Source organism: Streptomyces sp. NPDC051243, from assembly GCF_044455405.1.
In the GTDB taxonomy this organism is placed as follows: Bacteria; Actinomycetota; Actinomycetes; order Streptomycetales; family Streptomycetaceae; genus Streptomyces.
The window spans coordinates 55,772-80,927 of sequence record NZ_JBITES010000011.1; the positions used below are offsets into that span (position 1 = coordinate 55,772).

Annotated in this window: 32 protein-coding genes; 24 read left to right on the forward strand and 8 right to left on the reverse strand. The window is 70.1% G+C overall.

Annotated features, from left to right (window positions below):
* The 8 genes from ACIBAG_RS27380 to ACIBAG_RS27415 form a co-directional block, all read right to left on the reverse strand.
* The gene (locus ACIBAG_RS27380) at positions 1-360 is read right to left on the reverse strand and encodes an SH3 domain-containing protein (protein ID WP_399108426.1); all 360 of its coding nucleotides are present in this window, start codon (positions 358-360) and stop codon (positions 1-3) included.
* 204 nt (positions 361-564) lie between these two features.
* Positions 565-1,278: a hypothetical protein gene (locus ACIBAG_RS27385; RefSeq protein ID WP_399108427.1), complete on the reverse strand. Its 714-nt coding sequence runs from the start codon at positions 1,276-1,278 to the stop codon at positions 565-567.
* 42 nt (positions 1,279-1,320) lie between these two features.
* Entirely contained in the window at positions 1,321-2,010 is a 690-nt protein-coding gene (locus tag ACIBAG_RS27390; RefSeq protein WP_399108429.1) for a hypothetical protein, read from the reverse strand.
* A 19-nt stretch (positions 2,011-2,029) separates the two neighbouring features.
* The gene (locus ACIBAG_RS27395; protein ID WP_399108430.1) at positions 2,030-2,518 is read right to left on the reverse strand and encodes a GNAT family N-acetyltransferase; all 489 of its coding nucleotides are present in this window, start codon (positions 2,516-2,518) and stop codon (positions 2,030-2,032) included.
* The gene (locus ACIBAG_RS27400; protein ID WP_399108432.1) at positions 2,515-3,135 is read right to left on the reverse strand and encodes a DUF3631 domain-containing protein; all 621 of its coding nucleotides are present in this window, start codon (positions 3,133-3,135) and stop codon (positions 2,515-2,517) included. Before ACIBAG_RS27400 ends, ACIBAG_RS27395 begins: the two co-directional genes overlap by 4 nt.
* A complete protein-coding gene (locus ACIBAG_RS27405; RefSeq protein WP_399108434.1) occupies positions 3,132-3,620 on the reverse strand; it encodes a hypothetical protein in 489 nt (162 codons plus the stop codon). Before ACIBAG_RS27405 ends, ACIBAG_RS27400 begins: the two co-directional genes overlap by 4 nt.
* Positions 3,620-4,243, reverse strand: a complete 624-nt coding sequence (locus ACIBAG_RS27410) for a DUF4913 domain-containing protein (RefSeq protein WP_399108923.1) — start codon at positions 4,241-4,243, stop codon at positions 3,620-3,622. Before ACIBAG_RS27410 ends, ACIBAG_RS27405 begins: the two co-directional genes overlap by 1 nt.
* Positions 4,244-4,447: 204 nt before the next feature.
* A complete protein-coding gene (locus tag ACIBAG_RS27415) occupies positions 4,448-5,203 on the reverse strand; it encodes a DNA-methyltransferase (RefSeq protein ID WP_399108436.1) in 756 nt (251 codons plus the stop codon).
* Positions 5,204-5,718: 515 nt separating this feature from the next.
* Between ACIBAG_RS27415 and ACIBAG_RS27420 the strand changes: the two genes are divergently transcribed.
* From ACIBAG_RS27420 to ACIBAG_RS27535, 24 genes are all read left to right on the forward strand, one after another.
* Positions 5,719-6,849, forward strand: a complete 1,131-nt coding sequence (locus tag ACIBAG_RS27420) for a C40 family peptidase (protein ID WP_399108437.1) — start codon at positions 5,719-5,721, stop codon at positions 6,847-6,849.
* Between the two features lie 134 nt (positions 6,850-6,983).
* Positions 6,984-7,298 carry a DUF6112 family protein gene (locus ACIBAG_RS27425; RefSeq protein WP_399108439.1) on the forward strand — a complete coding sequence of 105 codons (315 nt, stop codon included), beginning with the start codon at positions 6,984-6,986 and terminating at the stop codon, positions 7,296-7,298.
* The gene (locus ACIBAG_RS27430; protein ID WP_399108925.1) at positions 7,295-7,987 is read left to right on the forward strand and encodes a hypothetical protein; all 693 of its coding nucleotides are present in this window, start codon (positions 7,295-7,297) and stop codon (positions 7,985-7,987) included. The genes ACIBAG_RS27425 and ACIBAG_RS27430 overlap by 4 nt, the downstream gene beginning before the upstream one ends.
* Positions 7,988-8,022: 35 nt before the next feature.
* Positions 8,023-9,405, forward strand: a complete 1,383-nt coding sequence (locus ACIBAG_RS27435) for an ATP-binding protein (RefSeq protein WP_399108441.1) — start codon at positions 8,023-8,025, stop codon at positions 9,403-9,405.
* Between the two features lie 87 nt (positions 9,406-9,492).
* On the forward strand, positions 9,493-10,968 hold the full coding sequence (locus ACIBAG_RS27440) for an SCO6880 family protein (protein ID WP_399108443.1): 1,476 nt from the start codon (positions 9,493-9,495) through the stop codon (positions 10,966-10,968).
* Positions 10,969-11,025: 57 nt separating this feature from the next.
* Entirely contained in the window at positions 11,026-11,496 is a 471-nt protein-coding gene (locus tag ACIBAG_RS27445; protein WP_399108445.1) for a DUF6238 family protein, read from the forward strand.
* A 24-nt stretch (positions 11,497-11,520) separates the two neighbouring features.
* The gene (locus ACIBAG_RS27450) at positions 11,521-12,060 is read left to right on the forward strand and encodes a hypothetical protein (RefSeq protein WP_399108446.1); all 540 of its coding nucleotides are present in this window, start codon (positions 11,521-11,523) and stop codon (positions 12,058-12,060) included.
* Positions 12,061-12,106: 46 nt separating this feature from the next.
* Positions 12,107-13,621 carry an ATP-binding protein gene (locus tag ACIBAG_RS27455; protein WP_399108447.1) on the forward strand — a complete coding sequence of 505 codons (1,515 nt, stop codon included), beginning with the start codon at positions 12,107-12,109 and terminating at the stop codon, positions 13,619-13,621.
* A 63-nt stretch (positions 13,622-13,684) separates the two neighbouring features.
* Positions 13,685-14,191: a hypothetical protein gene (locus tag ACIBAG_RS27460; protein ID WP_399108448.1), complete on the forward strand. Its 507-nt coding sequence runs from the start codon at positions 13,685-13,687 to the stop codon at positions 14,189-14,191.
* A 423-nt stretch (positions 14,192-14,614) separates the two neighbouring features.
* Positions 14,615-14,788 (forward strand): hypothetical protein, encoded by a 174-nt coding sequence (locus ACIBAG_RS27465; protein ID WP_399108450.1) that lies wholly within the window; start codon positions 14,615-14,617, stop codon positions 14,786-14,788.
* 343 nt (positions 14,789-15,131) lie between these two features.
* Positions 15,132-15,272, forward strand: a complete 141-nt coding sequence (locus ACIBAG_RS27470) for a hypothetical protein (RefSeq protein ID WP_399108452.1) — start codon at positions 15,132-15,134, stop codon at positions 15,270-15,272.
* Between the two features lie 144 nt (positions 15,273-15,416).
* Positions 15,417-16,193, forward strand: coding sequence for a hypothetical protein (locus tag ACIBAG_RS27475; protein ID WP_399108454.1), 777 nt, complete (start codon positions 15,417-15,419; stop codon positions 16,191-16,193).
* Positions 16,194-16,349: 156 nt separating this feature from the next.
* Entirely contained in the window at positions 16,350-16,850 is a 501-nt protein-coding gene (locus tag ACIBAG_RS27480) for a hypothetical protein (protein WP_399108456.1), read from the forward strand.
* Between the two features lie 110 nt (positions 16,851-16,960).
* A complete protein-coding gene (locus ACIBAG_RS27485; RefSeq protein WP_399108458.1) occupies positions 16,961-17,404 on the forward strand; it encodes a hypothetical protein in 444 nt (147 codons plus the stop codon).
* A 17-nt stretch (positions 17,405-17,421) separates the two neighbouring features.
* Positions 17,422-18,210 (forward strand): hypothetical protein, encoded by a 789-nt coding sequence (locus ACIBAG_RS27490; protein WP_399108460.1) that lies wholly within the window; start codon positions 17,422-17,424, stop codon positions 18,208-18,210.
* A gap of 517 nt (positions 18,211-18,727) precedes the next feature.
* Positions 18,728-19,336 (forward strand): hypothetical protein, encoded by a 609-nt coding sequence (locus ACIBAG_RS27495; protein ID WP_399108462.1) that lies wholly within the window; start codon positions 18,728-18,730, stop codon positions 19,334-19,336.
* Positions 19,337-19,552: 216 nt separating this feature from the next.
* Positions 19,553-20,563 (forward strand): hypothetical protein, encoded by a 1,011-nt coding sequence (locus ACIBAG_RS27500; RefSeq protein ID WP_399108464.1) that lies wholly within the window; start codon positions 19,553-19,555, stop codon positions 20,561-20,563.
* Between the two features lie 125 nt (positions 20,564-20,688).
* Positions 20,689-21,111: a hypothetical protein gene (locus ACIBAG_RS27505; RefSeq protein ID WP_399108465.1), complete on the forward strand. Its 423-nt coding sequence runs from the start codon at positions 20,689-20,691 to the stop codon at positions 21,109-21,111.
* Positions 21,112-21,277: 166 nt separating this feature from the next.
* Complete coding sequence (locus ACIBAG_RS27510) at positions 21,278-21,784, forward strand: hypothetical protein (protein WP_399108467.1); 507 nt, start codon at positions 21,278-21,280, stop codon at positions 21,782-21,784.
* A 66-nt stretch (positions 21,785-21,850) separates the two neighbouring features.
* Positions 21,851-22,594, forward strand: coding sequence for a glycosyltransferase family 2 protein (locus tag ACIBAG_RS27515; RefSeq protein WP_399108927.1), 744 nt, complete (start codon positions 21,851-21,853; stop codon positions 22,592-22,594).
* Positions 22,594-23,130 (forward strand): hypothetical protein, encoded by a 537-nt coding sequence (locus ACIBAG_RS27520; RefSeq protein WP_399108469.1) that lies wholly within the window; start codon positions 22,594-22,596, stop codon positions 23,128-23,130. The genes ACIBAG_RS27515 and ACIBAG_RS27520 overlap by 1 nt, the downstream gene beginning before the upstream one ends.
* 18 nt (positions 23,131-23,148) lie before the next feature.
* Entirely contained in the window at positions 23,149-24,336 is a 1,188-nt protein-coding gene (locus ACIBAG_RS27525; RefSeq protein ID WP_399108471.1) for a hypothetical protein, read from the forward strand.
* A gap of 85 nt (positions 24,337-24,421) precedes the next feature.
* Complete coding sequence (locus ACIBAG_RS27530) at positions 24,422-24,802, forward strand: hypothetical protein (RefSeq protein WP_399108472.1); 381 nt, start codon at positions 24,422-24,424, stop codon at positions 24,800-24,802.
* A gap of 2 nt (positions 24,803-24,804) precedes the next feature.
* Positions 24,805-25,155: a hypothetical protein gene (locus ACIBAG_RS27535; protein ID WP_399108474.1), complete on the forward strand. Its 351-nt coding sequence runs from the start codon at positions 24,805-24,807 to the stop codon at positions 25,153-25,155.
* Position 25,156 lies beyond the last annotated feature (1 nt).

The following is a 25,156-nucleotide window of genomic DNA, read 5'->3' on the forward strand; positions in this document are numbered from 1 at the left end:
CTAGTCCAAGCACATGCCAGCGGTGCGGTAGACGTACTTGGCAGAGACCCAGCCCTTGACGCCAGTTGTCCGGTCAGTGATGTAGCGCCACTTACCGCTGGTCTTGTGCACGGTGAACTTGTGGCTCTTGTAGAGGACGCCGACGGCGGTGGAGGCGGCGGACGCCTTGGAGCGGATCGTGACCGCCTTCGTGCCGACCACCCACGATCCCTGGGTGCAGGACGGGTCATTCATCGAGGCAGGTGCCTGGGTGGGCATGGCACTCGCGGCGGGCACGGTGGTGGCGGTGTTCGCGGAGACCAGTGGCAGGGCGAGGGCGCCAAGCAGGGCAGCGGAGACTGCTATTCGGGTGGAGCGCATGAGGAATTGACCTCCATAAGAAAGGGAGACAGCGACGAAGAAACACACCGGGCTGACGCCGGGCGGGTCGTGTTCAAGAGTGCTGAGAATTCCCGGTTTCGCTAACCGGGGATGTGCTGCTATGTTTCGCACTTCTCTGGATTCGGGCGCCTCGCGGATTGGTCCCGAACGAGCGCCGCCACATGCGTGAATTGGGCTCCGTTGTCAGCGAGTTGGACCACTGCGGGGCGTGGAAACGCTGGGTATCGCAGCCGGTGCGATCTGCCGGGTCGCCGGCGGAGCGGTCGGCAAGGGGACGTCCTCGCCCGACCAGTGGGCCTCCCACCAGGCGGTGGCCTCTTGAAAGGTGGCGAAGCGGCCTTCGCGCAGGGTGTGCGTCCAGGTGTCCGTATCGACTTCTTCCAGCAGCACCCGGAAGCGGAGGGGAGCCCTCTCGTCGATGGCGGCCAGGAGCACCGTGGTCTGCTCGCGGTCGGGGTCGTCGTCGGTATAGCTGGTGACGAGGGCGAAGCGGTTGCCGTCGGAGGCGAGGCGGTCTTCCAGCGCCTTGGTGGCCTCGTCGGCCGCGTCGGTGCTCACGTCCGGGCGCAGGCCGATGGCCTCCTTCGGGCAGCCGCGGGCGATCAGCCAGCTCTGCACCATGGCCGGCAGGGGCAGTCGCTCGTGCTGGAGGCGGAAGGTGCGCTCTTCCACGTCACGCTGGAGGTGGAGAGCCACAAGCTGCGGCTCTCCGGGGATGCCCCAGGTCACCGCGCCGTTGTGCAAGACGTAGTAACTGTGCCGCCGGTCGTCGCTGTGGTGCTCGGCGAGCACGGTGAGTTCGGTGGATTCGATGTCGATGTGCTGCCAGAAGCGTTCGGCAACACGGTCGTTGACGGCTTCGTATCCGTCGAGGCAGAAGTCCGGCGATGAGGGCATCAGGGCTTTCAGGAGTGCGGGCGCCCGCGGTGCGGTAGGTGTTCAGCGGCGGGCAGAGGAGGCAGAAGGCCACACGCCGGGCCGGGGCACGGGGGCCACGTCGGGCGCCTGGGCCGAGCGCGGGGCGGTCAGTGCAGCGCGGCCGGTGTCGGTCAACGTGACGGGCTGGCCTGCCGTGACCGGATGGGAGATGTCGCGTACCACCAGGCGGGCCTCTTCGAGGCGTTGCAGCCGGCTGTAGGGGATGCGGGTACCGGAGGCGGTGACGACATACAGCTGCTGCGTCAGCAGGTTCTGGTGGAGTTTGGCGCCTCGGGTGATGGCGAGCAGCGCGGCGGCGTCGGGTGCGGGCAGGTTCGGTACCTCGGGGGGAGCCTTGTCTCGGGCGGCGGCCTCTATGGGTTTGAGCGCGTCAAGGGTCTGGACCTGCCGCTGGTCCCGGGTGCGGGCCGCGTCCTCCAGCAAGCCGATGGTTCGCTCCATGCGCTCGAACAGCGCGCCATCGACCGGGTACCCACCGGAGGAAAGGCTGTTGAGCTGGACCCGGTAGAACGTCACGGCGTGCTCGGCCTGGACGAGGGCACGGTGGGCGTCGACCAGATGGGTGTGCTGCTCGTCGAGCAGGTCGCGGTCGCGGTGCTGCCACAGCCGGTCGATGCTGTGGCCCACGGCCGCCTCGATGCGATGATCAAGCTCGGTTAGAGCCTTCCGCGCCGGAGCACTGCGGGGCATGGGGAACTTCCTTGGGGTGTCACGGGGGCCGGTGCGTGAGGCCGCTCGCGGCGAGGTGCAGGCGCACGTCGAGGTGTGATCCGTGCCGCGTGTGACGGACGGAGCCGAGGCGGTGCAGGAGGCGAAGCATCGGCTGGTTGGACGCCTCGGTGTAGGCGCTCAGCGTGTGTGCGCCCCGGATGTGGGCGTGCTCGGCTGCGTGCCGGACGAGGGCGGTGCCGATGCCGCGGAGCTGATGGTCATCGGCAACCTGGAGCCCAAGGTCGAACACACCCGGCTCCCGGCTGACGGGACCGGTGCAGACAAGGGTGACCGGCTCGTTGTCGGTGCCGAGTCCGAGCCAGCGCTCGGTGTGGGACAGCAGGCGGACGAGGGTGCGGTGCGGCAGGTGCCTACAGCCCCAGCGACGCAGCAGACTTGTCGGACCACAGCGCTGGTGGAAGGCGTCGACGAGCGGGAAGTCCTCCGCCGTGACCCAGCGAAGGGCAGCGAGGGCGGGGTGCCTCAACAGGAGCAGTCGGGCAGCGCGGCCTGCAGGGAGCTGCGCAGGTATCCCTTGAGCTGGCGGCTGCCGAAGCGGACATTGCGTGGTCGCACGCCGTACCGGGCCAGGAGCTGGCTCAGGCGCTGCGGAGTGAGTTCGGCATAGGACCAGCGGTCCTCGGCCATGCCGGGCAGCTGGCGCAGGCGGTGGGTGAGGTCGGCCGAGGACATGGCGTCCGGATCTCCGTCGGCGGCGAAGACGTCGAGGCAGGCGTGGACGATCGTGTGCACGGTGGCCGGGCAGGACCGGCCATCCGGGGCGCCCTCAGCGTCCTCGGCGTTCTCCTCTTCGCCATCGTCGGCGGCGCGGCAGCAGCACTCCGTGCTCAGCAGGCGCGACAGCTGGGCGCCGGCCAGCATGCGCACGCCGAGGAGGTCGGTGAGCCGCTCCAACTGCTCGTGGGTGTCGGCCAAGCAGCTGGCCGACTCGCCTCGGGTCACCGCGAGGACCTGCTCGTCGAGCTGCTGAACCCTGCGGTAGTCTCCAGGATCGCCCGGTGGTGGGGGGTTCGCCTGCGGGATCTCAAGTCCGGCGATGGCGGCCGTGAGGTCATCGAGGCCGGCAGGGAAGGGGATCGTCACAGAGTACGGTCCTTCGGGTTCGGGGACAGAGCGGGGCGGGGAAGACCGGGCACCGAGTACGGCGGCGGGCTCGGCTTGGGGATGGGGCCGCGGGTGGCCAGCTGCGGTGAGCGTGAGCCGGCGGCGTGGGCGAGCGCACTCGTGGGGCGGCGGGTGAGGCCCAGGCGTTTGCGGGCGACGTTGTACACGTCGTGGCCCTCGCGCTGGCGTACGGCCACCACGTAGATCTCCGTGCGGTGCGCCGCATCCGGCGGACCCGGGCGCTGGGCGTATACGACGCGCCAGGCATTGCGGTGATCGACGTACAACTTGCGGTAGTCGGCGAGTTCGGCGCTCAGCTTCGTACCGAACAGCTGGGCGTTGACGACCTTCTGGAGCTGGGCCAGGACCAGGTCGCGGATGTCGCCGGGGGCCTGGAGGAGGTCGGTCAAAGCGAGCGGGTGGAAGGAGAGGCCGAAGGCGGGCCGGTGCTCGGGCCCGCTCATCAGGCGGCCAGAGCGAACTCGCCCTTGCCATCAGGATCCTGGGGAGCCTGGGGACCGGGGTTTGCGGAGCGCGTGGAGGGGGCGGGGCCGGGCAGCAGGCGGTGCGCGGGCCGGTCCGGATCGGTCATGCACGCCGAGAGCGGCCCGCCCGGGGCACGCACATGGGCCAGGCAATGGGCGAGGAAGTCGCGGTGCCACACGAACATGCCGCTGGGCCCGGCCTCGGGGTCCTTGTGCTGCTGGTAGGCCATCCACAGGGCATGGAGCCAGGCGACAACGTCGTCGTGCTCCTGCCACTGCTTGCACCACGGGGCCGCGGTGGTGACCTCGGCGCCGTAGGTGTCCATGAGGAAGCCGTCGACCCAGTCCGTCAGGGCGTCAATCTCGTCCTCGTACTCCTCGCCGTCCAGTTCCAGGATCGGGCACGGTTCCGGCGGTGTTGGGGCCGGTGCTCCGGGCACCCCCGGAAGGCTGGGCATGCCGAACGCGGCGAAGGGCGAGGGGTCCGGGGTTGCGGAGAGGCTGTCGAGCTGGCGGGCCTGCTCGGCGGTCTGTTCCATGAGCTTGCGGACACTGGCCTCGATGCTCTCCAGATTCGAGTCCGGCAGCCGGACGGGTTCCATTTCCCCGTCGTCCGGGAGGTCTATGGATTCAGGCACGGAAAATGGGCCTCCTTGAAGCCGCGGCCGGTGGATGGGATTACGTATCAACGATCCAGACAATCCCCGGTTTCGCTAACCGGGGATCCGGTGCTATAACGCATCGCACGGCACGGAGGAAGGACAAGCCGAAGTCTTCTTTCACCCCGCGCCGGGCGGCAGGCCGCTTTAGGCGGACAGCACGAAGTCGTCCTGGGAAAGGGTCTGTTGCACTGCCGCGGTCAGCCGATCGGAGGCGATCTCCGCGTACTCGCGGGTCTTCTCCACCCCGATGAACGAGCGCCCCTCCAGCAGGGCTGCGACGCCGGTGGAGCCAGATCCGGCGGTGAAGTCCAAGACGGTGCCCTGCTCCGGGCAGATCTTCACCAGCTCCCGCATCACCTCCACCGGCTTCTGCGTAATGTGCTGGCGGTTCTTGCCCGAGGGCTGCGACGCGGAGTAAAGACCGGGCAGGTAGACCGGGTTCCGGGAGCCGTCGATGGCGCCCTTCGAACCCCAGATGACGAACTCGCAGTTCTGGGTGAAACGGCCCTTCTGGGGCCTGGCCTGGGGCTTGTGCCAGGCCAGCACGCCCCGCCACAGCCAGCCGGCGGCCTGCAGGGCGTCCGTCGTCGTCGGCATCTGCCGCCAGTCGGTGAACAAAAGCGCGGTGCCCCCGGCCTTGGTCAGCCGGTGCGCCTCGGTCATGATCTGCGTCAACCAGAACCCGTACGACCTCTGGTCCATGTTCTCGCCGGTGAAGTCCGGCAGTACGTGCTTCGCATCGGCCGAGGTGTACTTCTGCCGGGCACTGCGGGACGTGCGCTCCTTGGCCGTCCGCCCGCCGGAGTTGTACGGCGGGTCGGTGATGACGGAGTCGACACAGTCATCCGGCAGCGCCGCAAGCACACTCAGCGCATCGCCCTGATGCAGGGAAAAAGGCAAAACGGGATACCCCAATTCGGTTTGGGTGAGGATGGGTTGAACAGCTCCGGCTCGCTCACAGAACCCGGCAGACCGGCTGCGGGCATGACAATGCCCGGGGCCTGCCTTGCCAGGAGCGAGGGGGAGGAGCCAAAACTGTAGGGCACGATTCCCGGTGGAGCGGTGTCGCCGCCAAAACCCCCGAAATCAAGCCTTGATCACGAATGATTTCGGCAACCGGGGATCTGGGTTTACTGTTTTGGAGCTGCCCGGCCGACACCGCCGTTGGCCGACTCCCCCGCCCGTGCCCTCACCGAGGTATCCCCTTTTCCCCGACACATCTGAACCCGACCGGCGCACGCCGAGGCGAGGTGCAACTCGCCGCGTACGCCAGGGCCCCGACTCACCCGCCACCGGCCGCCGCGGCACTTCCACCCACACGCCCGCTCGGCCGGCACTTCACCCCTCAAGGACGCCCTTGTGACAACTCCCTGCCCTCCCCTGCCTGAAGCCCCGCCGCCTGGAGGCGTGCCGGATTGAAGGCGATAGCCGCCAGCATCGGCGTCGTCGTCCTCTCCCCCCTGCTGCTCGCGGGGACGGCCATGATGATGGCCACCACCAGCCAAGCCCAGACCACCACTTCCTTCCACGCCTGCATCGGCGACATCGACACCGATGCCGTCGCCAAGCAGGTGACCCGGATCCTCGACGGAGCGTCCGGCAAGGACGTGAAGGTCGAGGGGCTGACCCTGCCCGAGGAGCAGGTCCCCAACGCCCAGACCATCGTCGCCACCGGCCTGTCGCTGGAGGTGCCCAAGCGCGGCCAGATCGTCGCGCTCGCCACCGCGATGCAGGAATCACGGCTGCGCAACCTGGGCTCCGGGGACCGCGACTCGCTGGGCCTGTTCCAGCAACGCCCCTCGCAGGGCTGGGGCACAGCCCAGCAGATCCGCGACCCCGTCTACGCGAGCGAGCGGTTCTACCAGGAACTGCTGAAGGTCTCCGGCTGGCAGCAGATGACCGTCACCCAGGCCGCCCAAGCCGTGCAGAAGTCCGGCTACCCGGACGCGTACGCACAGTGGGAACCACTGGCCACCGCGCTGCAGAAGGCCATCGCCGCCACGTTCCCCGGCGGCGAGAAGGACAAGTCCGCCAAGGACGGCGACCAGAGCAAGAACACCGAGATCCCCGCATCCGGCTGCGGTCCGAGCGAAGACGGCTCTTCCTACGGGCGCATCCCCGAGGGCAGCGTGCCCAAGGGCTACACGATCCCCAAGGACGCCGACCCCAAGGCCCGCGCGGCCATCGCCTGGGCCATGCACCAGCTCGGCACGATGTACCAGTGGGGCGGCACCTGCACCGCCGCGCACGGCCCTGACCCGATGGGCCGCTGCGACTGCAGCTCGCTGGTGCAGCAGGCGTACGCCCACGCCAGCGTCAAGCTCACCCGCACCACGTACACCCAGGTCAACGAGGGCAAGGCCGTCTCGCGCAGCAAGCTCCAGCCGGGTGATCTGATCTTCAGCCGCGGCACGGCACAACGCCCGGAACACGTCGGCATGTTCATGGGCCAGGGGCTCGTCATCGAGGCCCCCAAGACCGGCAAACCGGTACGCATCACGCCCCTGAAGGACTGGGCGATTCTCGCCGTCCGCCGCGTCCTCTGACGCCGCCGCCCCGCGGCCCGCGCCGCCTGGGATCGGCCTTCTCGGCGCCGCTCGCGCCCTCCCCCTCCCTCTCTTCCGCCCCCCTGTCGCTGGGCCGCATCCGGCCTGCGCATGCAAGGAGTCCCGCCACACCCATGCCCATACCGCTCGCAGACCGTGTCATCCAGCTCGCCTACGACCCGGGCATCTCCCCCAAGGGCGGCGGCCTGCCGGGCCTGGCCGTCCTAAAGAACGTCGTCAACTCGATCAACCTGTTCGGCATCGTAGCCGTCGTCGGCGCGCTCGCCGTATCGCTCGCCGTATGGGCCTGGGGTCACCACACCGGCGGCCACCAGGCCGAGGCCAACGGCAAGAAGGGCGCAACCGTCGCCGCAGGCGCCGCGCTTGGCCTCGGGGCGGCGAATGGGATCGTCGCGTTCTTCTCGGCCCTGGGGTCGCAGGTTCGCTGATGACACGCTTCCCCTCACTTTCGCTGTCGTCCTACGGCGTCGGCTGGTCGGCCAAGCGTCGCATCGCCGTCGTCGCGATCGCCCTCACAGCTCTGCTGGCGCTGGCTGCCGCCGTCGCCTTCTTCACCGGACGCGTCAACAACGGCCAGCACTCCGAGTCTGGTTCGCCGTCCGCCGCCGGCAGCACCTCGCCCTCCGAACAGGTGCCGAAGCCGGGGACGGAGACCGGGTCCGTCCCCAAGCCGCCGCAGGTCGCCGAGCCGGTCGCCTACGCCAAGGCCGCGGCCACGATGCTGTGGTCGTACGACACCCGTGACACCAGCCGTGACCAGCAGCTGACCGGCATGCGCGCGTGGATGTCGAAGGAGACCCGGTACGCCGACTTCAACTCCGTGGCCGCCCAGGTGCCGGACCCGGTCCTGTGGTCGCGGATGGCCGACAACGCCCAGTACGCCACCGCGACGGTCACCGAAGGCCACTTCCCCTCCGCGTTCAAGGCGGCCCTTGCCGAGGACCCCTCCGCGATCACAACCGCGTACGTCTACGTGGTCACCGTCAACGGCAAGCAGGAGATCAGCTGGAAGAAGGGCGGCGGCGGAGCCGAGGAGCGCGCCGTGACCCTGGCCGTCCAGTGCCGCCCCGGCCACGACTGCTCGCTGGCCGCCATCGCCCCGAACGTCACGCAGTAACCCGCGCCTGACACAAGAAAGGAGGACAACTCCCCGTGGGTTTCTGTGATCTCCCCCTCGCCGACAAGATGTGCGCCATCGGCGACGCCGCCAGCGGCGCGGTCGACTTCGCCAGCGATCCGGGCAAGGTCATCGGCGACTGGATGGCCAAATCGGCCGGCGAACTCGCCGCCGCCGCAGCCGATCTGGCTGCCAAGGCCGTCAACGCGACGACCAAGGTCGACCTGAACGCCACCTGGTTCCGCGACAACTACGAGATGCTGCTGCCGATCGGCCTGATCATCCTCGTCGCCACCTTCTGCGCCCAGCTCGTACGGGCCGCTATCCGACGCGACGGCCAGGCCCTGACCCAGGCATTCACCGGCACAGCCTCCGGCGTGCTCTTCGCCTTCAGCGCCATCGCCCTGACCACCGTCGCCATCGAAGTCGTCGATGCTCTGAGCGACGGCCTGTTCAAGGCGTCGCACCTGTCGATCGAATCGGCCGTGCGGCGCATCGTGAAGGTCTCCCAGATCCCCGCACTGGCCGGGCTGGGCTGGCTCGTCGCCGTCTTCGCCGCCCTCGGCGCCGCCATCGGAGCGTTCCTGTACTGGTGCGTGATGATGGTCCGCAAGGTCGGCATCCTCGTCATGGTCACCCTGGCCGTGTTCGCCGGAGCCGGCGGCGGCTGGGAAGTCGCCCGCCGCTGGCGGCGCGGCTGGATCGAAGCCACCGCGACCCTCGTCGTCAGCAAGCTCCTGATGACTGTGATCTTCGTGCTCGGGATCGCTGCGATGGGCAAGACCGAGGCCGAGGACGGCATCGGTGCGCTCGCCGATGTCATGTCCGGCATCGTGATCATGATCTTGGTCTTGTTGTGCCCGTACGCGACCTTCAAGTTCGTGCACTGGGCCGCTGAAGGCTCCGACGGCGAATCCCTCCACCGTGCTGGTGGTGCAGGTGCCCAGCTCGCCAGGCAGCACACCGAGCGCGCAGGCCGTAAGGCCGCCGCCATGGCGGCCACCGCTGGAACCGGCGGTGCGGCAGCCGGAGCGGGCGCCGCCCCGCAAGGACCCGACGCGGTGCCTGGTGGCGGCTTCCCCGGTGACATCGCCGCCAACCCCGCCGGCGGCAGCGGTAAGGAATCCGGGGGCTCTGGCGGTGCCTCAGGTGGCCAGGGCATGAAGGACGGGCTGGAGAAGGCCGTCCAGCCTCCGGCCACGAGGCCTACGGATGACACCAGCGGCCAGTTCGGCGGCGGTCCCGGCCAGGGCGGACCCGGATCGGGAGCCCCGTCCGGCGGCGGGTTCATGTCCAGCCCGGCAGGCTCCTCCACGCCTCCGCCGCAGGGCGCTCTCCCGGCCCCGAACTCCGCTTCCTCAGGCAGTGCCAGCGGCGCCGGAGCGCCTCCCCCGCCGCCTCCGCCCGCCGGCATCTGACCCCGCCCTCTCCTGCTGGAGCGGCACGCACCACCCGTGTGCTGCGTGCCGCTCCAGGCCCCCGCCCGCGCACCACCGGAACGGCCCTTGTCTGAACTTTCGATCACTCCCCTCACGGTCAAATTCCCCCATAGGTCCAAGCGCGGCATCCTGCTCGGCCTCACCCTCCCGCAACTGGTCTTGGTCTCCTCGGCGTTGGCGCTGCTGCTGGTCACGGTCGTCAGCACCGGACTGCTCGGCGCGATCGTGCTCGCCCCGCTGTGGGCCGCGGTCGCCGCCCTGGTCGCCGTCCGCCGTCACGGCCGGTCCCTGATCGACTGGGCGCCGATCGTCCTGCGTTTCGCGCGGCGGCGGAGCACCGGCCAGACCCTGTGGCTGGCCCGGCCCGTCACCCGGCCCCGCCAGGACGGCACCCTGCACCTGCCCGGCACCTCCGCCTCCCTGCGCGTCGTCACGCCCGGCGACTCCTCCAACCAGGCCGCCGCCGTGCACGACCCGCACGGCCAGACCCTGACCGCCGTCGCCCGTGTTTCCTCCCGCGCCTTCGCCCTGCTCGATCCCGCCACCCAGAACCACAACGTGTCCGGCTGGGGACGGACGTTGGCCAGCATCGCCCGCACCGGGCACGTCGCCTCCGTGCAGGTCCTGGAGCGCACTGTGCCCGACAGCGGGGACACCCTCGCCCGCCACTGGGCACAGCAGGGACGCCCCGACACCCCGGTCGCCGGGCAGGTCTACAGCGAGCTGGTCGCCTCCGCAGGACCGGCCGCCGCCCCGCACGAGGCATACCTGGCGATCTGCCTCGACCTCAAGGCCGCCAAGCGCCTCATCAGCCAGGCCGGCGGAGGACTGCCCGGCGCCTTCACCGTGATGGAGCAGACCACGTCCGCCATCGCCCAGGCCGCCCGCAGCGCCGGACTGATGGTGACCGGATGGCTCACCGCCCGCGAGATCGCCGCCGTCATCCGCACCGCCTACGACCCGGGAGCCCTGTCCGCATTGCAGCAGTGGTCTTCCCACTCCGGCCGGGCCGAAGCCGACCCGGCCGCCGCCGGCCCCGTGGTCCAGGTCGAGGAGTACGACCGGCTCGCCACCGACAGCGCACGGCACGCCACCTACTGGGTCGAGGACTGGCCCCGAACCGAAACCTCGGCGGGCTTCTTGCACGGCCTGATGTTCACCGCCGGAGTCCGCCGCACCCTCTCCCTTATCTACGTGCCGCAGGGACTCGAGTCCGCGATGCGCGACGTCCAGCGCAAGAAGGCCGCGATCATCGCCGACGCCAACGAGCGTGCCCGCCGCGGACAGGTCGACTCCGAAGCCGACTCCGTCGAATACGCCGACGTCAAAACCCGCGAACGCCAGCTGATCGCCGGGCACGCCGACGTCGCACTGACCGGCCTGCTCACCGTGTCCGCCGAGACCGACGCGCTGCTGGATGCCGCATGCGCGCAGATCGAGACCGCCGCCGTCACCGCACAGGTCGACCTGCGGCGCTTGAACTTCCAACAGCCCGACGCCTTTACCCTCGGCGCCCTCCCGCTCGCCCGCACGGCCCTGTAGCCCCCGCCCGGCGCCAGCCGACGTCCTGCCGCTAGGGCAGGAAGGAACTCTTCCCCTTTGACCTCTGCCCTCCCCGTCGGTGACGCGTACCCGTATCTACGGGCTGCCAGCGCCGGCATCCGCCACCACACCCGCACCCTCACCGCACACGCCCAATCCACTGCCACGCCCGCGGACCGCCCGCACCTCGACGTGCTGCACGCCCATCTGACCGCGCTGCACCAGCTGCTCAACCGCCTCGCCGATTCCACCCGGGCCCCGCACCCCGCCTCCGGCCGACACCTCGCCACCGCGCACACCCGGCTGTTCCAGGCCGCCGCGGCCGTACACGACGCCTTCCACCTCGTGCCCGTCGCGGACGAGGCCCTGACTGAGACGGAATGCCACCCCGAGCGGCTGCCCGAAGGACCACCCGTCCTGACCATCTGCCAGCGGCACCTCGCCGCAGGTCACGTCGTGCGCCGCAAGACCACCCCGAGCGACCTCAACACCCCGCTGCACGGCCACACCCCCCACTGCAGCCAGTAACCCCGCACCACCGAAAGGACCTCAATGCGCAAGCTGAAGCGCTCCACCTCCGCTGCCGTCATACTCGCCGCACTCGCCGGCACGACCGCCCTGTGCACCACCACCCCGGCATCCGCCGCCAGCTACCACTGCAAGACCAGCAGCTACAGCGTCGACGACCCGTCGTACAACGGCCCCGACTCCGACAACTGGGACTTCGACGTGACGCTCTGCGCCATGCGCTCCGGCGGCAACATCTACACCAACGCCACCGTGTACTGGGACGGCCCGTACACGGCCAAGAACCGCAACACCTATACCTTCAACAAGGCCAAGTTCCAGCTCCAGACCAAGAAGAGCGTCAGCGGCACGGACCCGGTCGTGAAGTCCGCCGCCTACACCGGCCTGGAGTACGCGCTCGAGCACAGCAGCATGCACGGCAACGGCTCTTATTCGACCGGAACCCTCAAGTACCCGGCGGATTCCGGCCGTTACCTCGCCGACGGCTACATCCAGCTGGACTGGTCGGGCGACGGCAAGGACTACCGCAGCCCGGTTCTGTTCACCGCCTCACCGGTCGTCTGACCCCACGCCGCGTCCAGACCGCCGCCTTCGTGAAAGCCGCCCCGTCATGAGTCACCGGCCCGCGCGCCGTGCCCGCCGCGCCAGCGCCAGCCCTCTGTTTACCCCGCACGGCATCGACCGTGCCTCCCGCAAGGCCGCCCGTCGGCAGCTCGCCGAGGCCGCCGCGAAGGCCCGCGTCGAAGCCGCCGCTCACACCAGCGGCGCCGGCGCGGAGGAGCGGGAGATGCCGCCGCCCCTCTTCCCGCCCGCCGGGCGTCCTGGCCCCGCGTCCTCACGCAACAACAGGATCAGGCTGCCCGCGCACCGTATGACCACCGCCACCGCCTCTGGGGCGTACCCGTTTCTCGCCGAAGGCGGGCTCGGCGCCGAGGGCATCTACATCGGCCGCGACGTGCACGCGGAGGCGTCGTTCTGTTTCGATCCGTTCGCGCTGTACGGCAAGGTCGAGGGGTTCACCAACCCCAACGTGCTTCTTGCCGGGGTGATCGGGCAGGGCAAGAGCGCGTTGGCCAAGAGCTTCGCGCTGCGGTCGATCGCCTTCGGATACCGGGTCTACGTCCCCTGTGACCCGAAGGGCGAGTGGACGCCCGTGGCACAGGCGCTGGGCGGCACCTCGATCGCGCTCGGGCCGGGCCTGCCCGGAAAGCTGAACCCTCTGGATGCGGCGCCGCGTCCCAACAGCGTGTCCGAGGCTGACTGGGCGGGCGAGATCCGCAAAAGGCGCCTGCTGCTGCTCGGCTCGCTGGCCCGCACCGTGCTCGGGCGGGAGCTGCTGCCGATGGAGCACACCGGTCTCGACGTCGCCCTGGACGCCGTCGTCACCCGCGCCACCGCGACCGGACGCACCCCGCTGCTCGGCGACATCGCCGCCACCCTCAACAACCCCGACGAACTCGACGCCGCCGGCGGCATCATGTCCGGCCGCCTCGGCGACGCCTCCCGCGACCTGGCCCACGCCATCCGCAGGTTGGTCCACGGCGACCTGGCCGGGATGTTCGACGCCCCGAGCACCGTCACGTTCGACCCCAACTCGCCGATGCTCACCATCGACCTGTCCCGCCTGGGCGGATCCGGCGACGACACCGCCCTCGTCCTCGCCATGACCTGCGCCTCGGCGTGGATGGAGTCCGCGCTGTCCGACCCGAACGGCGGGAGGCGCTGGATCGTCTACGACGAAGCATGGCGCCTGATGCGCCACCCCGGCCTGCTCCAGCGCATGCAGTCCCAGTGGAAGCTGAGTCGCGGCCTGGGCATCGCGAACCTGATGGTGATCCACCGGCTGTCTGACCTGCTCACCGCGGGCGACGCCGGATCCCGCGGCCGGGCCCTGGCCGAGGGTCTGCTCGCCGACTGCTCCACCCGCATCATCTACCGGCAGGAGACCGACCAACTCCACGCTGCTGCAGCGCTGTTGGGCCTGACCTCGGTGGAGACCGACGCGATCTCCCACCTCAACCGCGGCAGAGGCTTGTGGAAGGTCGCGGGTCGCAGCTTCATCGTGCAGCACCTCCTGCACCCCCACGAACGGGCGCTCTTCGATACGGACGCCCGCATGCATTAAAACATGACAATTTACGCAAAAATAGACGATCCCGACCGGCTCAGGGATACACACAGGACAGGGATGTACGACACCTCCGCCTACCCCCATGACATCCGTAGAACCAACCCCGACTGCCTCCGGGCATCGGCGCGGAGCCTCGAAAGGTGCGCAGACCAACTCCCGCAGTCCGTCGCAGGAGGACAGGGCGAGGCCATTAGCGACGCGATCGATGCGGCGCTCGTGCAGATCACCTGGGAATTGAACTGCCTCGCCGATGACCTGGTCACCAGTTTCAACGGCAAGGGCAGCGACCGCGCCATGCACGCGACGGCTATTCGCCAGTGTGCAGCGCCTCTGGGTCTCGCCCACCACTACCTGGCCAAGGCCATGGACCACATCAGCTCCCACCACCACTTCTTTGCGCCCTCCGCGGATGCGCAGATCGAAGCCCCGGAAGGTCTGCTCCTGTTGTTGAAGCAGGACATCGATCACGCTCGCGCCGCGATCTACGCCACCGCAAACCAGTTCAAGATCAACGCTTCGCTGCTAGGCAGCCGCCCCATCGCCGACGCACCCACGCGGAACTGACGGCAATACAGACGAACGCAGAAGGCTTATGAATCCCGATGTCCAGCGCGAACTGATCCCCCGCAACAACACCCTCCACCTCATCGACTCGCTCGACGCGATGAAGGCGAAACTCCTCGACGCCGCCGAGCAGTGGCAGTTGCTGGACGACACCGGCCGGGTGCCGGCCGCACCGTCCTACGCGGAACTGCTCCAGCATGCCGCCAACGCGCAGGCTCTCTCCCGCGACATCGTCCAGCTGGCTGCCGACTTCGCCCGGACTGCTCACAGCACCAACCGGGCCGGCAGCGCCGTACTCGCCCACCTCGCGACAGCGGCCACCCTGTCGAGCCACGCCGCACCGCACTTCGCCCAGACCGCGGAGACCGCCCTATCCCTGTCCCGGTCCTCTGGCCCGACCGATCGGACGCACGGGAAAACCGCATGGTCATCGACCACGCCACTGCGCGCGCCTATCTGCGGCGCACCTCGGAATCGCTCCGTGACGCGGCCAAGGAACTCAACGCCCACCTCGACTTCCACCGCTTCTTCCCCACGCCTTCCCAACGGCAGGCCCCCGCGCCTGCGCCGCCCAGGCCGAGCGCACACCACCGCTAACCCGCGCCGAAGCCTCCGCGTCGGCATCACACCGCAAGGAAGCAGCGTCAGGTTCACGGAGCCTGACGCCCTCACCGACCGACGAATCGATCCAACGGCCCATGTCCTTCTCCTACGTTGAGCACCGCACGCTCACCCCTGACGACCTGGCCTTCTTCGAAGCCCTGCTCGCTCACACCCACCTGCCGGACCACCCTCGTGGCAAGGACTGTCCCGGGCCCGAGACCCCTGGTCTCTGCGCATCCACAGCACCTGCCACGGCCCCGACGGCGCCTGGCGGGAGACCCTCTGCGTCTTCCGGCGCACCGATCCCGAGGACGACCTGCACGCACAGTACGGAGAGATGCACTTCACCCAGGACGACCGCGCCCTGCCAGAGCTCGAAGACCTGCCCGCCTCCCCGCACGTCACGGCGTCCGAAGTCAGGCAACTGACCGACGCGGCCGTCATGCGCCCCGGACCGGCCCGTCCACGCAGCCGGTGATCCGAGCCCACACAGGCCCAAGGAGCCCGTCCTCCGTCCCGCGCCGCGGAGTCCTTATACGCCGACGAACTCGCCTTCCGCGTGCCCGGGAGGTGCCCGCTGCTGTACCTCGGCACTCCCTCGGGGCCTGAGATACGGGCCGCGATGAGCGCCGGACGTATCGGCTGCATGACCACCCCCGCACAAGGCAGCCGCATCCCCGACGGAGCCCTGTACGCCTGCGACAACTCGAAATTCGGCAGCGACGGCAAAGGCCGCTACTGGCCCGGCGCCGAGGCGTGGTTCGCCTGGCTGGAGCGGACCGTCGAGCGGTACGGGCCGGACCGATGCCTGTGGGCGCTCGCCCCGGACCAGCCGTTCGACGCCGCCGGCACCCTCACCGAGTCCCTGCCGTGGCTGGCCCGCATCCGCGAACTGGGCATCCCCGCGGCTTACGCGGCGCAGGACGGCTGCGATGCACCCGGGCTGCTGCCGTGGGACAGCTTCGATGTCCTGTTCCTGGCCGGATCGACCGAGTGGAAGCTCGGCCCGGTCGCGGAGCGGCTGGCCCGCGAGGCGGAGGCCCGCGGCAAGGGCGTGCACATGGGCCGCGTCAACTCCCGTACGCGGCTGGGGATAGCCGAGTGGTTCGGCTGCGACAGCGCCGACGGCACTTACTTGGCGTTCGGGCCCGACAAGAACCTGCCCAAGCTCCTCAATTGGCTCGACGAACTCGACGGCCGCCCCTCTCTCGTCGGCGGCACACGCCCCTTCGGCGGCACTCCCGACGCACCGTCAAGGACCCCACCACCGCGCGGAGACCGCCGATCAAGGCCGCTGCCAGGTAAAGCGGCTGCCATGGCAGCGCAGACGCCCCCGCCTTCGGGGGCAAACGCTCCCCCAGTCCCGACATCACGAGGTCCCCGTGCCCGAACCCGCTGAACAGTCCATGCCGCACCGGTTGCAGCAGTTGTCCCTCGAACTGCGCCACGCCTGCGAGCACTTTGAGCTGCTCGACAGCACCGGGCCACGTCCCCGACCTCCTGCAACGCCGCCACCCGCCGACCGACCCCACTGACCCACATCACCTACGGCGCCGTGGACGACGTTGACACCAGTCCCGCGCACGACACCACGGAGGCAAAGATCGAAGACCCAGTGCTCCCTTCCGCCGTCGGCTCCCAGATGGTGAGCGAGGCACTCAGCACCTCGCCACGGCGCCTCTACCAGCGCCACACCGCCAGCAGCCCCGCGGACATCCTCGCCCAGCTCGTGGTCACGGCCGCCCACCGCCTCGACCACCTGCACGCACAACTCGCCAACTCCGCACAGACCGCGGCCTCCACCCTGACGCGCGTCGCCGCCGGGAAGACACAGATCAACTCCCTCGGCGTCCTGCAGAACAGCGCCACTCAAATCGACATCCTGGCCGCACGCCGCGCCGACGCGGTCGACCACCTCAGGGAGGTCATCCACGCCTACCGGCAGGTGGCGGCACCCCACGACGCCACCGCACACTCGACACACCGCCCAGGCACCACCCCGATCCGCGCGTCCGCAGCCGACGCCCCGCCCGTCCGCGCGGCGCACGGACGGTGACCCTGCCCTCACGCCCTGGGAGCCCATAGCTGCATCCCGAGCCGACCTCGCCGCCTTCGCCACCGCACTCGCCACTGCTGCAGCTGCTGCCCGTTCCCTCTTCGTCCAACGTGCCATCGCAGTCCAACACCCCTGCCGCCCCGAATGCCGCGGCCCAGGCCGTACGGGACCTCACCGCCAGACTGAACGCCGCCCGCTCGTACGGCGAAGCCTCCCAGCTCCTCGACCAAGTCCTGGAGCCAGCCGAAGGACTCCCCCACGGCCTCGAAGACTTCTTCGAAACGGCAGCCAAGACGGCCAAAGCATCCGAACGCCAAGACGGCTTCGACCTCTACCACGACCTCCAGACGGACGCGCTCACACTGCGCCGACTCGGCGAAGACCTGCACGTCGCCGTCGAACGCATGCAGGCCCTCGCCGCCCCGCAGCGCCGGAGCTGGCAGGAAGCAGTGGCCGACTACTACGCCACCGCCCACAGCGCGCCCAGCCATCCGGCACCGGCACCGGCACCGGCACCCCCGCCCTCCCAACCGCCCTCCGGCCGTACCCGCTGACCCGCATCAGGATCCCCTTGCCCGCAACTCGCACCGACCTGTCCGCATTCGCCATCGCCCTCGCCGCACGTCTGCCCGGCACCTGGGCCAGCGAGTATCACCGCCACGCCGCCTACGAGAATCAGTTCCCCACCATCGAACGGCTCTGGGACACCGGCCACGTCGACTACATCGTCAGCCAGTACGTCCTCGGCCACAACGCCGTCCTCCACGGCCCCCACGAACAGCAGCTGTACGTCACCGACCGGCCCCTGTACCGCCATCAGTTCGTAGTGGCCCCGCTGGAGCCCGAGGGCTTTAAGCCACACCACTTCCGCAGGGTGGACGAGCCGAACGGCATCGCCGTCCCCAACGACCCCGTCCGAGCTGCCGCCGCGGTCACCCGCCGCGTGCTGCCCCGCTACTGCCAGGCCCTGGACGCCGTCCGCCACAACGCCCTCACCCAGCCCGAGCCCCCGCACCGGCCGGCGGCACCGGAGGTCGCCCAGACACTCACGCTGATCTGGTACCCAGACGGAGTCGTGGGCGCACCGTATAAGTCGGTGCCCGAAGACGCCCGCACAGTGCTCTACGGCTGCTACTTCCAGTACAGCCCGCACGAGTCGGCGTTCGTGCTGCCCGCCTCCTACAGCACCAGCGACCGCGCCCTGCTGATCCAGACCGCCGTCCGGCGGCTCACCGCCCAGGGCATCGGCGTCAACTTCCGCCACGCCGCCCCCGCCTCCGCGGGCCCGCCGTCCCGCCCGCCGACAGCGGCGCTCGGCACCCAGCCGACGACCGGCACGCCGTCCTCGGCACGGCGGTAGACGCCCACCACCAAGTCCCGCGTCGGGCATCGCTGCCCGACCCACGCCTCCAGGAGACCCCCGCTGTCCACAGCCTCCACCGATCCCAGGGTCCCCGCCCCTGCGCCCGCGGACATCACCACCCCCACCGATCCCGCCGGCCATTACGCCTACGGCCTCCAGGTCCTCGCACTCACCGACCAGCTCAACGGCGCCGCTTCCTACGCGCACGCCGCTGCCCTCACCGACCAGGTCCTGGAACCGACCGACGGTCTGCTGGAGAGGCTCGCTGAGTTCTTCGAAACGGCAGCCGAGAAGGTCAAAGAAGCCGACCACGACGACGGATTCGATCTCCACTACGACCTGCAGGACGCCGCGGCCACCCTGCGCGGTCTCGGCGAGGACCTGCACACCGCCGTCGACCGCATGCGCGCGCTGGCTCCCCGTGCCCCGGCACACCAGACCACCAGCGCGGCCATCTCCGCGGGGCCACGCCCCGGCTGCCGACGGCGGCGCGCCCCACGCCTGGTCGCACCCGGTGAACTCCGGGGAACCCGCCTCGCTCGCCGGTCTGGAACAGGCGGCGCACCTGCACGCCCTGGCCGAACGCATCCACCATGCCGCCGATGACCTGCCCGCGCCGGAACCCACGCACTCGCTCGCCAGCATCAGCGAGGAAGTCGAGGATCAAGTCCGGGTCATCGCAGGTCTTTTCACCGTGCTGGCGGGCGAAGCCGCCTTCCACAGCAGGGCAGCCAGGCGGCATCCCGGCCCGGCCGACTCCCTGGCCCACCGCAAGATCGGCCTGATGACGCGCGCGGCCGACCCGCTCGGATGGGCCCTTGCCAAGCTGGGCGAAGCCGTCGTCCAGATCGGCCGCCTCCACGAGATCAACGCTGCCCCTCGGACACCCGAACGGGCACAGGCCATCCACACCGCACGCGCGGCCCTCGACGACCGGCTCGCCAGCGCCCACCGCCACCTGACCGACGCAGCCCGCAACCTGCACCAGGACGCAGACCTACTCATCGCGCCAGTGCCCAGCCCCCGACGGGCACCGGCTCCCCCAACCGCTGGACCACACCGGCCCGCCGCGCTGCCCGCTCCCCCACCCATATCACCGACCGCGCCTAGAGCCCGCCGCTGACCTGTACGGATACCGCGCGACGGCCCGGCTCGGGCCAGCTTCACGCCCGCGCACCGCGTGGGAAGAAGGCGGAAACATAGCGGGCAATCCCCGGTTAGCGAAACCGGGGATTGCCCGGACTCTAGAGGCAGATCACCCACCACGCCCGTCCCTCAGGAGCACCCCAACCGCCGCCCCCTCCACCGTTTCACCCTGGCAATCACCACCACCGTCTGCGTGTCCCTGGCCGTGACTGCCTGCAACAGCGGCAGCGGCAGCGACAGCCCGACGGCCAAGAACGCCGCTCCATCGGCGAGCACCAACCAGCAGCGGGAGCTGCCGCCCGCGCTGACCAAGCAGCAAGCCCTCGCCAAGATCGACCGGTACGCGACGGCCAACAACAAGGCCAATGCCCACCGCGACCGCGCCCTGCTCGACACCGTCGAAGACGGACCGCTGTATACCATGTCCGTCTCCGACTACAAGGAGACCGAAGGGCTCACCGAGTCCGAGCGCAAGGCGTACAAGCCATGGGCGTACGACACTGCCAGCGCCAAGCTGTACATTCCGCGGATCGCCCCCGGCCAGCCCCGCTGGTTCGCCGCCGCGCTCTCCGCCACCAAGGGCAAGGCCCCCAACCGGCTGGCCGTCTTCGCCGAGCAGCCGCAGCACAAGCGGTGGGAGATGGTCTCCGTCGCCGACCTCTACGGCACTCAGCTGCCCAAGGTCACCCTGGACGCCGACGGATACGCCACCGCCGTCGCGGCCAACGGCAACAAGGACCTCGCCATGGGAGCCGACCTGCTCAGGAGCGGCATCCTGGACAACTTCGCCACCGGCGGCCAGAACACCGGGAAGAAGATCTTCGCCCCAAGCAAGGCGCGCAGCCAGCAGATCAAGGTCCACGCCGAGACCGTCACCCGGTACGGCAGCCAGGGCACCAGCACGTTCGCCGGTGCCGTCAGCCGCTACCGCGACGCGTACGCGCTCAAGCTGACCGACGGCGGCGCGCTGGCCCTCTTCTCCCACACGCATACCCAGACCGACGCGGTCGCCCGCTCCGGGCTGCAGCTCAACCCCGGCAAGGACGACCGGGCCTGGCTGCATGACATCCCCCGCCGCTCGATCCAGTACACGTTCGTCTGCAACGACGCCGCCACCGTCCCCGCGACGGCCGCCCCGTCCAAGCTCCTGGGCTACACCTGCGCCCGCACCGACGCCTCCGGCCCGCCCGCCACCTCCTCCTGACCGGGCCCTGCCGCGCCCTCGCGCCGCAAGGAGACCTGTGTTCCCTCACCTCGACCTTGAGCAGTACGACACCGTCGGCCCCACCACCGAGCAGATCCACGCCTCCAACACGAGCACGCCGACCCGTGACGACCTGCACCGCTGGGCCGCCAACGACTCGCAGCAGTTCACTGACGGCCTCGGTCTCGGCGAGTCCGGGGCAGAGCGTCACCCCCTGGACCCGAGCCCTCCAACAGGCCAGCACGCCAGCGGAGTTCCAGACCGTCACGGAAGCCGTCCTGGGCGACGGTCATAGCGGGCTCGACGAACTGATCGCCTTCCTCGACGCCGCTGCCCGCTGGTGCGACCGGCACCAGGAGAAAGACCTCGCCGACCACTACCGCCACGGCGCGATGCGGCTCGCGGGAGTCGGCCGCCAGCTGGCCGACTCCAACGCCGCCTACCTGGCCCGGACCCACCAGCAGACACGCCGCACGCCCCTCGGCCGCGCCGGCCACGGCGGTGTGCCGCCGGCCCCGCCCCCGGCTTCCCGTCCGAGGGCCCGGTAACCCCCGCTCGAGAACGCCCCATTGCACGACAGCCGCCTGCAGGCATCGGGCACGCGCTCACCCTCCCGCTCTCCTCGGCCAGCCTGCTGACCGCCTCCCTTTCGAGGTTCTTTGTCCACGCGCTCTTTCATCGCCCGCCCCATCGGGAGCGGCTACACCGGCGTTTATGTCCATCACGACGGTTTATCCCAGCGGCCGTCTCCCGCTGCTCCTGGCCGCCTACCAGCATCGCTTCGCAGGGGACGTCGAGGCCCTGACCGAGTACCTGATCGACCGGGTGCCCATCGGCTGGTCGTCGCTAGGGGCCGACCTTCTCGACGGTGTCCCGGCAACCCTGCTCGACGAACTCCCCACCGCTCGCACGTTGCCGGGACGGCAGTACGACGACAACCGCGCCCCAGGTGCTCCGCTCCTACGGGTCACCGATGCAGCCACCGACGGCCTGGACCGGGGCTACGTCCTCCACCCCGACCGGGGCATCGAAGTCATCCCGCTACGCGAGGAAGACATCGGACCCGTCGTGCCCTGGGACACCAATCCACGAAGCCGCTTCAGCGACCACCAGTTCCTGTGGGCTTCCAACCGGCCGGTGCCCGTCACACGTCCGCCCCGCGCCCTGCCACACCCTGCCACGCCCGCCACGGCGGCAGCCCGTCCTCCCGCCCGCCGCTGATCTTTCCCCCTTTCGCCTCTGGAGACCGCCCTGTCCCCGCACGCCCGCCCCGACATCACGGTCGTCATCGCCACCCAGCTGCGGCCCGAACGCCTGGGCTACCTCGCCGAACTGCACGCCAGCCTCACCCGGCAGACCGTGCCGTGGGAGGCCGTCCTCGTCCTCGACGGCGCCGACCGCACGCTCCTGCCCGCACCACTCGCCGCCGACCACCGCATCCGCGTGATCGAACTCCCGCGCCCGGTGGGCGCCGCTGCCGCCCGCAACCTCGGGCTGCGCACCGTCCGCACCCCCTTCGTCTGTTACAGCGATGACGACGATCTCCTGCCTGCCGACAGCCTCGCTGTGCGCCACCAGCGGATCACCGAAACCGGACTGGGCTGGGTCGCGGGCTGGAGCGCGGACCTGCACCCGGACGGCACCACCACGATCTGGCGCTGCCCCACGCCGCCCGGCGTGCACCAGCCCGGTGACGTGACGGGGTACTGGGCCAGTCCCGAGGCACAGATCCCGCTCGGCCAGACCATGCTCGTGGCCCGTACCGAACTCGTCGTTGCCGCCGGTGGGCACGGGGGACTGCCCCAGGGCGAGGACTTCGTCATGGTCAACGGCGTCACCAACCTCGCGCCGGGCGAGCTGCTGCCGCACGTCGTCTACTACTACCGGCAGCACCCCGCCCAGATGACCGCCGGCGGCAACGCGTTCCGTGAACTGGAGGGCCCCTCCCGCAAGTTCGCGTTCCGGCACGGCCGGGCACTGCGCACCGCGCTGAACCGTTCACGCACTGACGGGCTGGAGTTGTCGGTCTGATGGCGTCCGGCATCACCACCCAGGCGACCTTGGACTACCTCGCCCGGCGACTCAACGAGGTCGCCGCACAGCTGCCCACCACCCACGCAGAAGTAGACCCGGCGGCGCTCACCGACGACATCGCCCTGCTCGCCCACCACCTCACGTACACCAGCGAACGCGCGCAGGAACGCTTCGCCGCCCCCGAGACGGTCTACCTCCCCGAGCGCCACACCCTCATACGGCTCGCCGAGGCGATGAGCGCGGTCACCGGCGCCATGGGCCACCTCACCGAGGCTCTGCACTGTGTGTCCACCGGCTTCACCGGCAGGCCACCCCCGGGGTGGAGACCTCCCACCTGCACAACGACCCCAAGACGCTGCGGATCATCGCGGCCGAGAAGTGCAGCGAAGCCCGCACTCGGCTCACCGCCACCGCCGCAACGCTTCATGCCGAGACCACTCCAACAGCACCTCGCCCGCGGCCGACCCTGCCCCCGGCGGCCCAGCCGTCCGCCCAGCACGCTCCACTCGCCGCCCCCGTGGTGCGAAACCTGAGTTGACCACCAGGACCCCATGTCGCCCGAACCACCCACGCAGATCATCCTCAGCGCCAGTCGCGCCCATGGGCTCACTGCCGTCCCCTACGGTGAGGAGCACCTCCGAGCCTCCCGCGCCCTGGAAGAGGCCGGATTCCACCGCATCCCCGGCGGCGCCTTCGCCGCCCCACTGTCCGACACAGCGACCGCCCGGCAGACGGCCAGTGCTCTGGTGCACCGCGCCCACGAGCACGGCGCGACCATCACCACCAGCCCCCGCCCCTATCTCGCGGACTTCGGCGAGGACCTCGCCGCCCGGCTGCCCGGCACCTGGAGTGCAAAGACGGAACTCCTCTACCACCCGCGAGTGCAGGAGGACTTCATCAATCCGCTGTGGGACAGCGGAGACCTCATCCAGGCCATGATCCACGCCCACGTTCCGAGCGCGGTTGTCCTCAAGAACGGGGCGGGCACCGAGCTACTGCTGATCGAACGCCCCGGACACAGCAGCGGTTACCTCCTGGGCGCCTTCTCCACCGAGGAGTACGACGACAACTGGGAAGAACCGAACGCGCCGCGCAGCATCGTCCTGCCCGCCGAACCGGACCTCGCCGCACGCGCCGTCACCACCACATTCCTGCCCGAGTACCGCCGCGCCCTGCACAACCGGCATCTCGACACTGTCCTCAGGGCCCTGGACCGAATCCGCGCAGAGCACCAGACCCTCAAGACCATCAGGGCCTCCGGCCGCTTCAGCGACGATGTGCCCCTGGCCACATCGCGGCTCGTGTCGGAAATCGAGCGGGCCTTCGCCGACCACGCCTGGCTCTCCTTCCGCGAGGTCCTCGACCACGCGCCGATCCTGCTGCCGCGGTGCCGCCCCGCCGCAACCCCGTGGCCGCAGGACTCCGCGGCCCTGGCCCGCCTGCGCGACGCGCTCGCCGACAGCCAGGAGACCTGGCAGGAGTACAACGACTTCCGCACCAACCTGTACTCCATCCCCCGGACTCTGCCGGCCCACGAGTGGAGCCAGATCAGATCCCGGCTCGGCGCCGCCGTCCTGCCCGCGATCGAAACATGGCTCGCCGACAGCGAAGCCTTCGAACGCCAGGCCCGCGCGGCCGTCCCCGGAGGACCGGTGGCGCTGTCCGCACCAACCCCGCGCCTGCTCACCGCCCGCCCGGCCCAGCCCGCCACGCCCCGGACCACCGCGGCGCACCGCTGACCCACGAGACAATCCGCCTCTGTCCGACCACTTCCACTTCGCCGTCCACCCCGAGCACGGCTTCGTCGCCGCCCCCACCGCCGCGGTGACCGCGCACCTGGCCGAATGGTTCCTCACCCGCGAACAGTTCGAGCCCGTCCCCGGCAATCCCGGCCTGTACCGGCTCGCCCAGCCGGAACAGGACGGCCAGCGCCGCGCCCGGCAGGCCGTAGGGGATCTGCGCCGACTCGGCTTCCAGGTACAGGCCGACTACTCCCTCGACCACGCGCTCACCCCCGAGCCCGACCGCCCGTATGGGCGCGACGGGCTGCCAGAGCGCCGCCGGCGCATCGCCCAGGCCGCCGCGGCAACCTCGCCCCAGCACGCCCCCGCCCTGACCACCACCCCGACACAGCCCCCGGCACACAAGGCTGCGATCCCCGCCGGACACGCACAGAGCCGCCCAGGTCCGGGACTGAGGCGATGAGCATGAGCACCGAACCCATCCGCATCGCCCGCAAACTGGGCGGTGAGGTCGAAGTCGAGGGCCCCATCGACGAGTTCGCCGCACGGATCCTCGACCGCGCCGGGTTCATCTTCGAGCCGACCCTGCGCGGTGTGTGGATCCGGTTGCACTTCGACACCGGCCAGGAACGCGAAAACCAGAAGGCCACCTACGCCGCCCAGATGCTCAGCGCCGCAGGTTACGCGGTCGACCTCGACCCGAACCTGCTCCCGGCCGCCGGCAACCGCTCCCCCGTGAACGGGTGGCCGCCGCGCACCGAAGCCGCGATGACCTCGCAGCCCGCCCCCAACTCCACGCAGCGGCCCCGACGCTGAA

What these genes read in the sequence shown, in the direction of transcription:
- ACIBAG_RS27380 (WP_399108426.1), bottom strand. Translation starts at nt 360, where the DNA reads ATGCGCTCCACCCGAATAGCAGTCTCCGCTGCCCTGCTTGGCGCCCTC.
- ACIBAG_RS27525 (WP_399108471.1), top strand. Translation starts at nt 23,149, where the DNA reads ATGTCGCCCGAACCACCCACGCAGATCATCCTCAGCGCCAGTCGCGCC.
- ACIBAG_RS27520 (WP_399108469.1), top strand. Translation starts at nt 22,594, where the DNA reads ATGGCGTCCGGCATCACCACCCAGGCGACCTTGGACTACCTCGCCCGG.
- ACIBAG_RS27405 (WP_399108434.1), bottom strand. Translation starts at nt 3,620, where the DNA reads ATGAGCGGGCCCGAGCACCGGCCCGCCTTCGGCCTCTCCTTCCACCCG.
- ACIBAG_RS27385 (WP_399108427.1), bottom strand. Translation starts at nt 1,278, where the DNA reads ATGCCCTCATCGCCGGACTTCTGCCTCGACGGATACGAAGCCGTCAAC.
- ACIBAG_RS27475 (WP_399108454.1), top strand. Translation starts at nt 15,417, where the DNA reads ATGAGCGCCGGACGTATCGGCTGCATGACCACCCCCGCACAAGGCAGC.
- ACIBAG_RS27510 (WP_399108467.1), top strand. Translation starts at nt 21,278, where the DNA reads ATGTCCATCACGACGGTTTATCCCAGCGGCCGTCTCCCGCTGCTCCTG.
- ACIBAG_RS27460 (WP_399108448.1), top strand. Translation starts at nt 13,685, where the DNA reads ATGTACGACACCTCCGCCTACCCCCATGACATCCGTAGAACCAACCCC.
- ACIBAG_RS27390 (WP_399108429.1), bottom strand. Translation starts at nt 2,010, where the DNA reads ATGCCCCGCAGTGCTCCGGCGCGGAAGGCTCTAACCGAGCTTGATCAT.
- ACIBAG_RS27465 (WP_399108450.1), top strand. Translation starts at nt 14,615, where the DNA reads ATGGTCATCGACCACGCCACTGCGCGCGCCTATCTGCGGCGCACCTCG.
- ACIBAG_RS27455 (WP_399108447.1), top strand. Translation starts at nt 12,107, where the DNA reads ATGAGTCACCGGCCCGCGCGCCGTGCCCGCCGCGCCAGCGCCAGCCCT.
- ACIBAG_RS27425 (WP_399108439.1), top strand. Translation starts at nt 6,984, where the DNA reads ATGCCCATACCGCTCGCAGACCGTGTCATCCAGCTCGCCTACGACCCG.
- ACIBAG_RS27535 (WP_399108474.1), top strand. Translation starts at nt 24,805, where the DNA reads ATGAGCACCGAACCCATCCGCATCGCCCGCAAACTGGGCGGTGAGGTC.
- ACIBAG_RS27410 (WP_399108923.1), bottom strand. Translation starts at nt 4,243, where the DNA reads ATGGAACCCGTCCGGCTGCCGGACTCGAATCTGGAGAGCATCGAGGCC.
- ACIBAG_RS27470 (WP_399108452.1), top strand. Translation starts at nt 15,132, where the DNA reads ATGCACTTCACCCAGGACGACCGCGCCCTGCCAGAGCTCGAAGACCTG.
- ACIBAG_RS27450 (WP_399108446.1), top strand. Translation starts at nt 11,521, where the DNA reads ATGCGCAAGCTGAAGCGCTCCACCTCCGCTGCCGTCATACTCGCCGCA.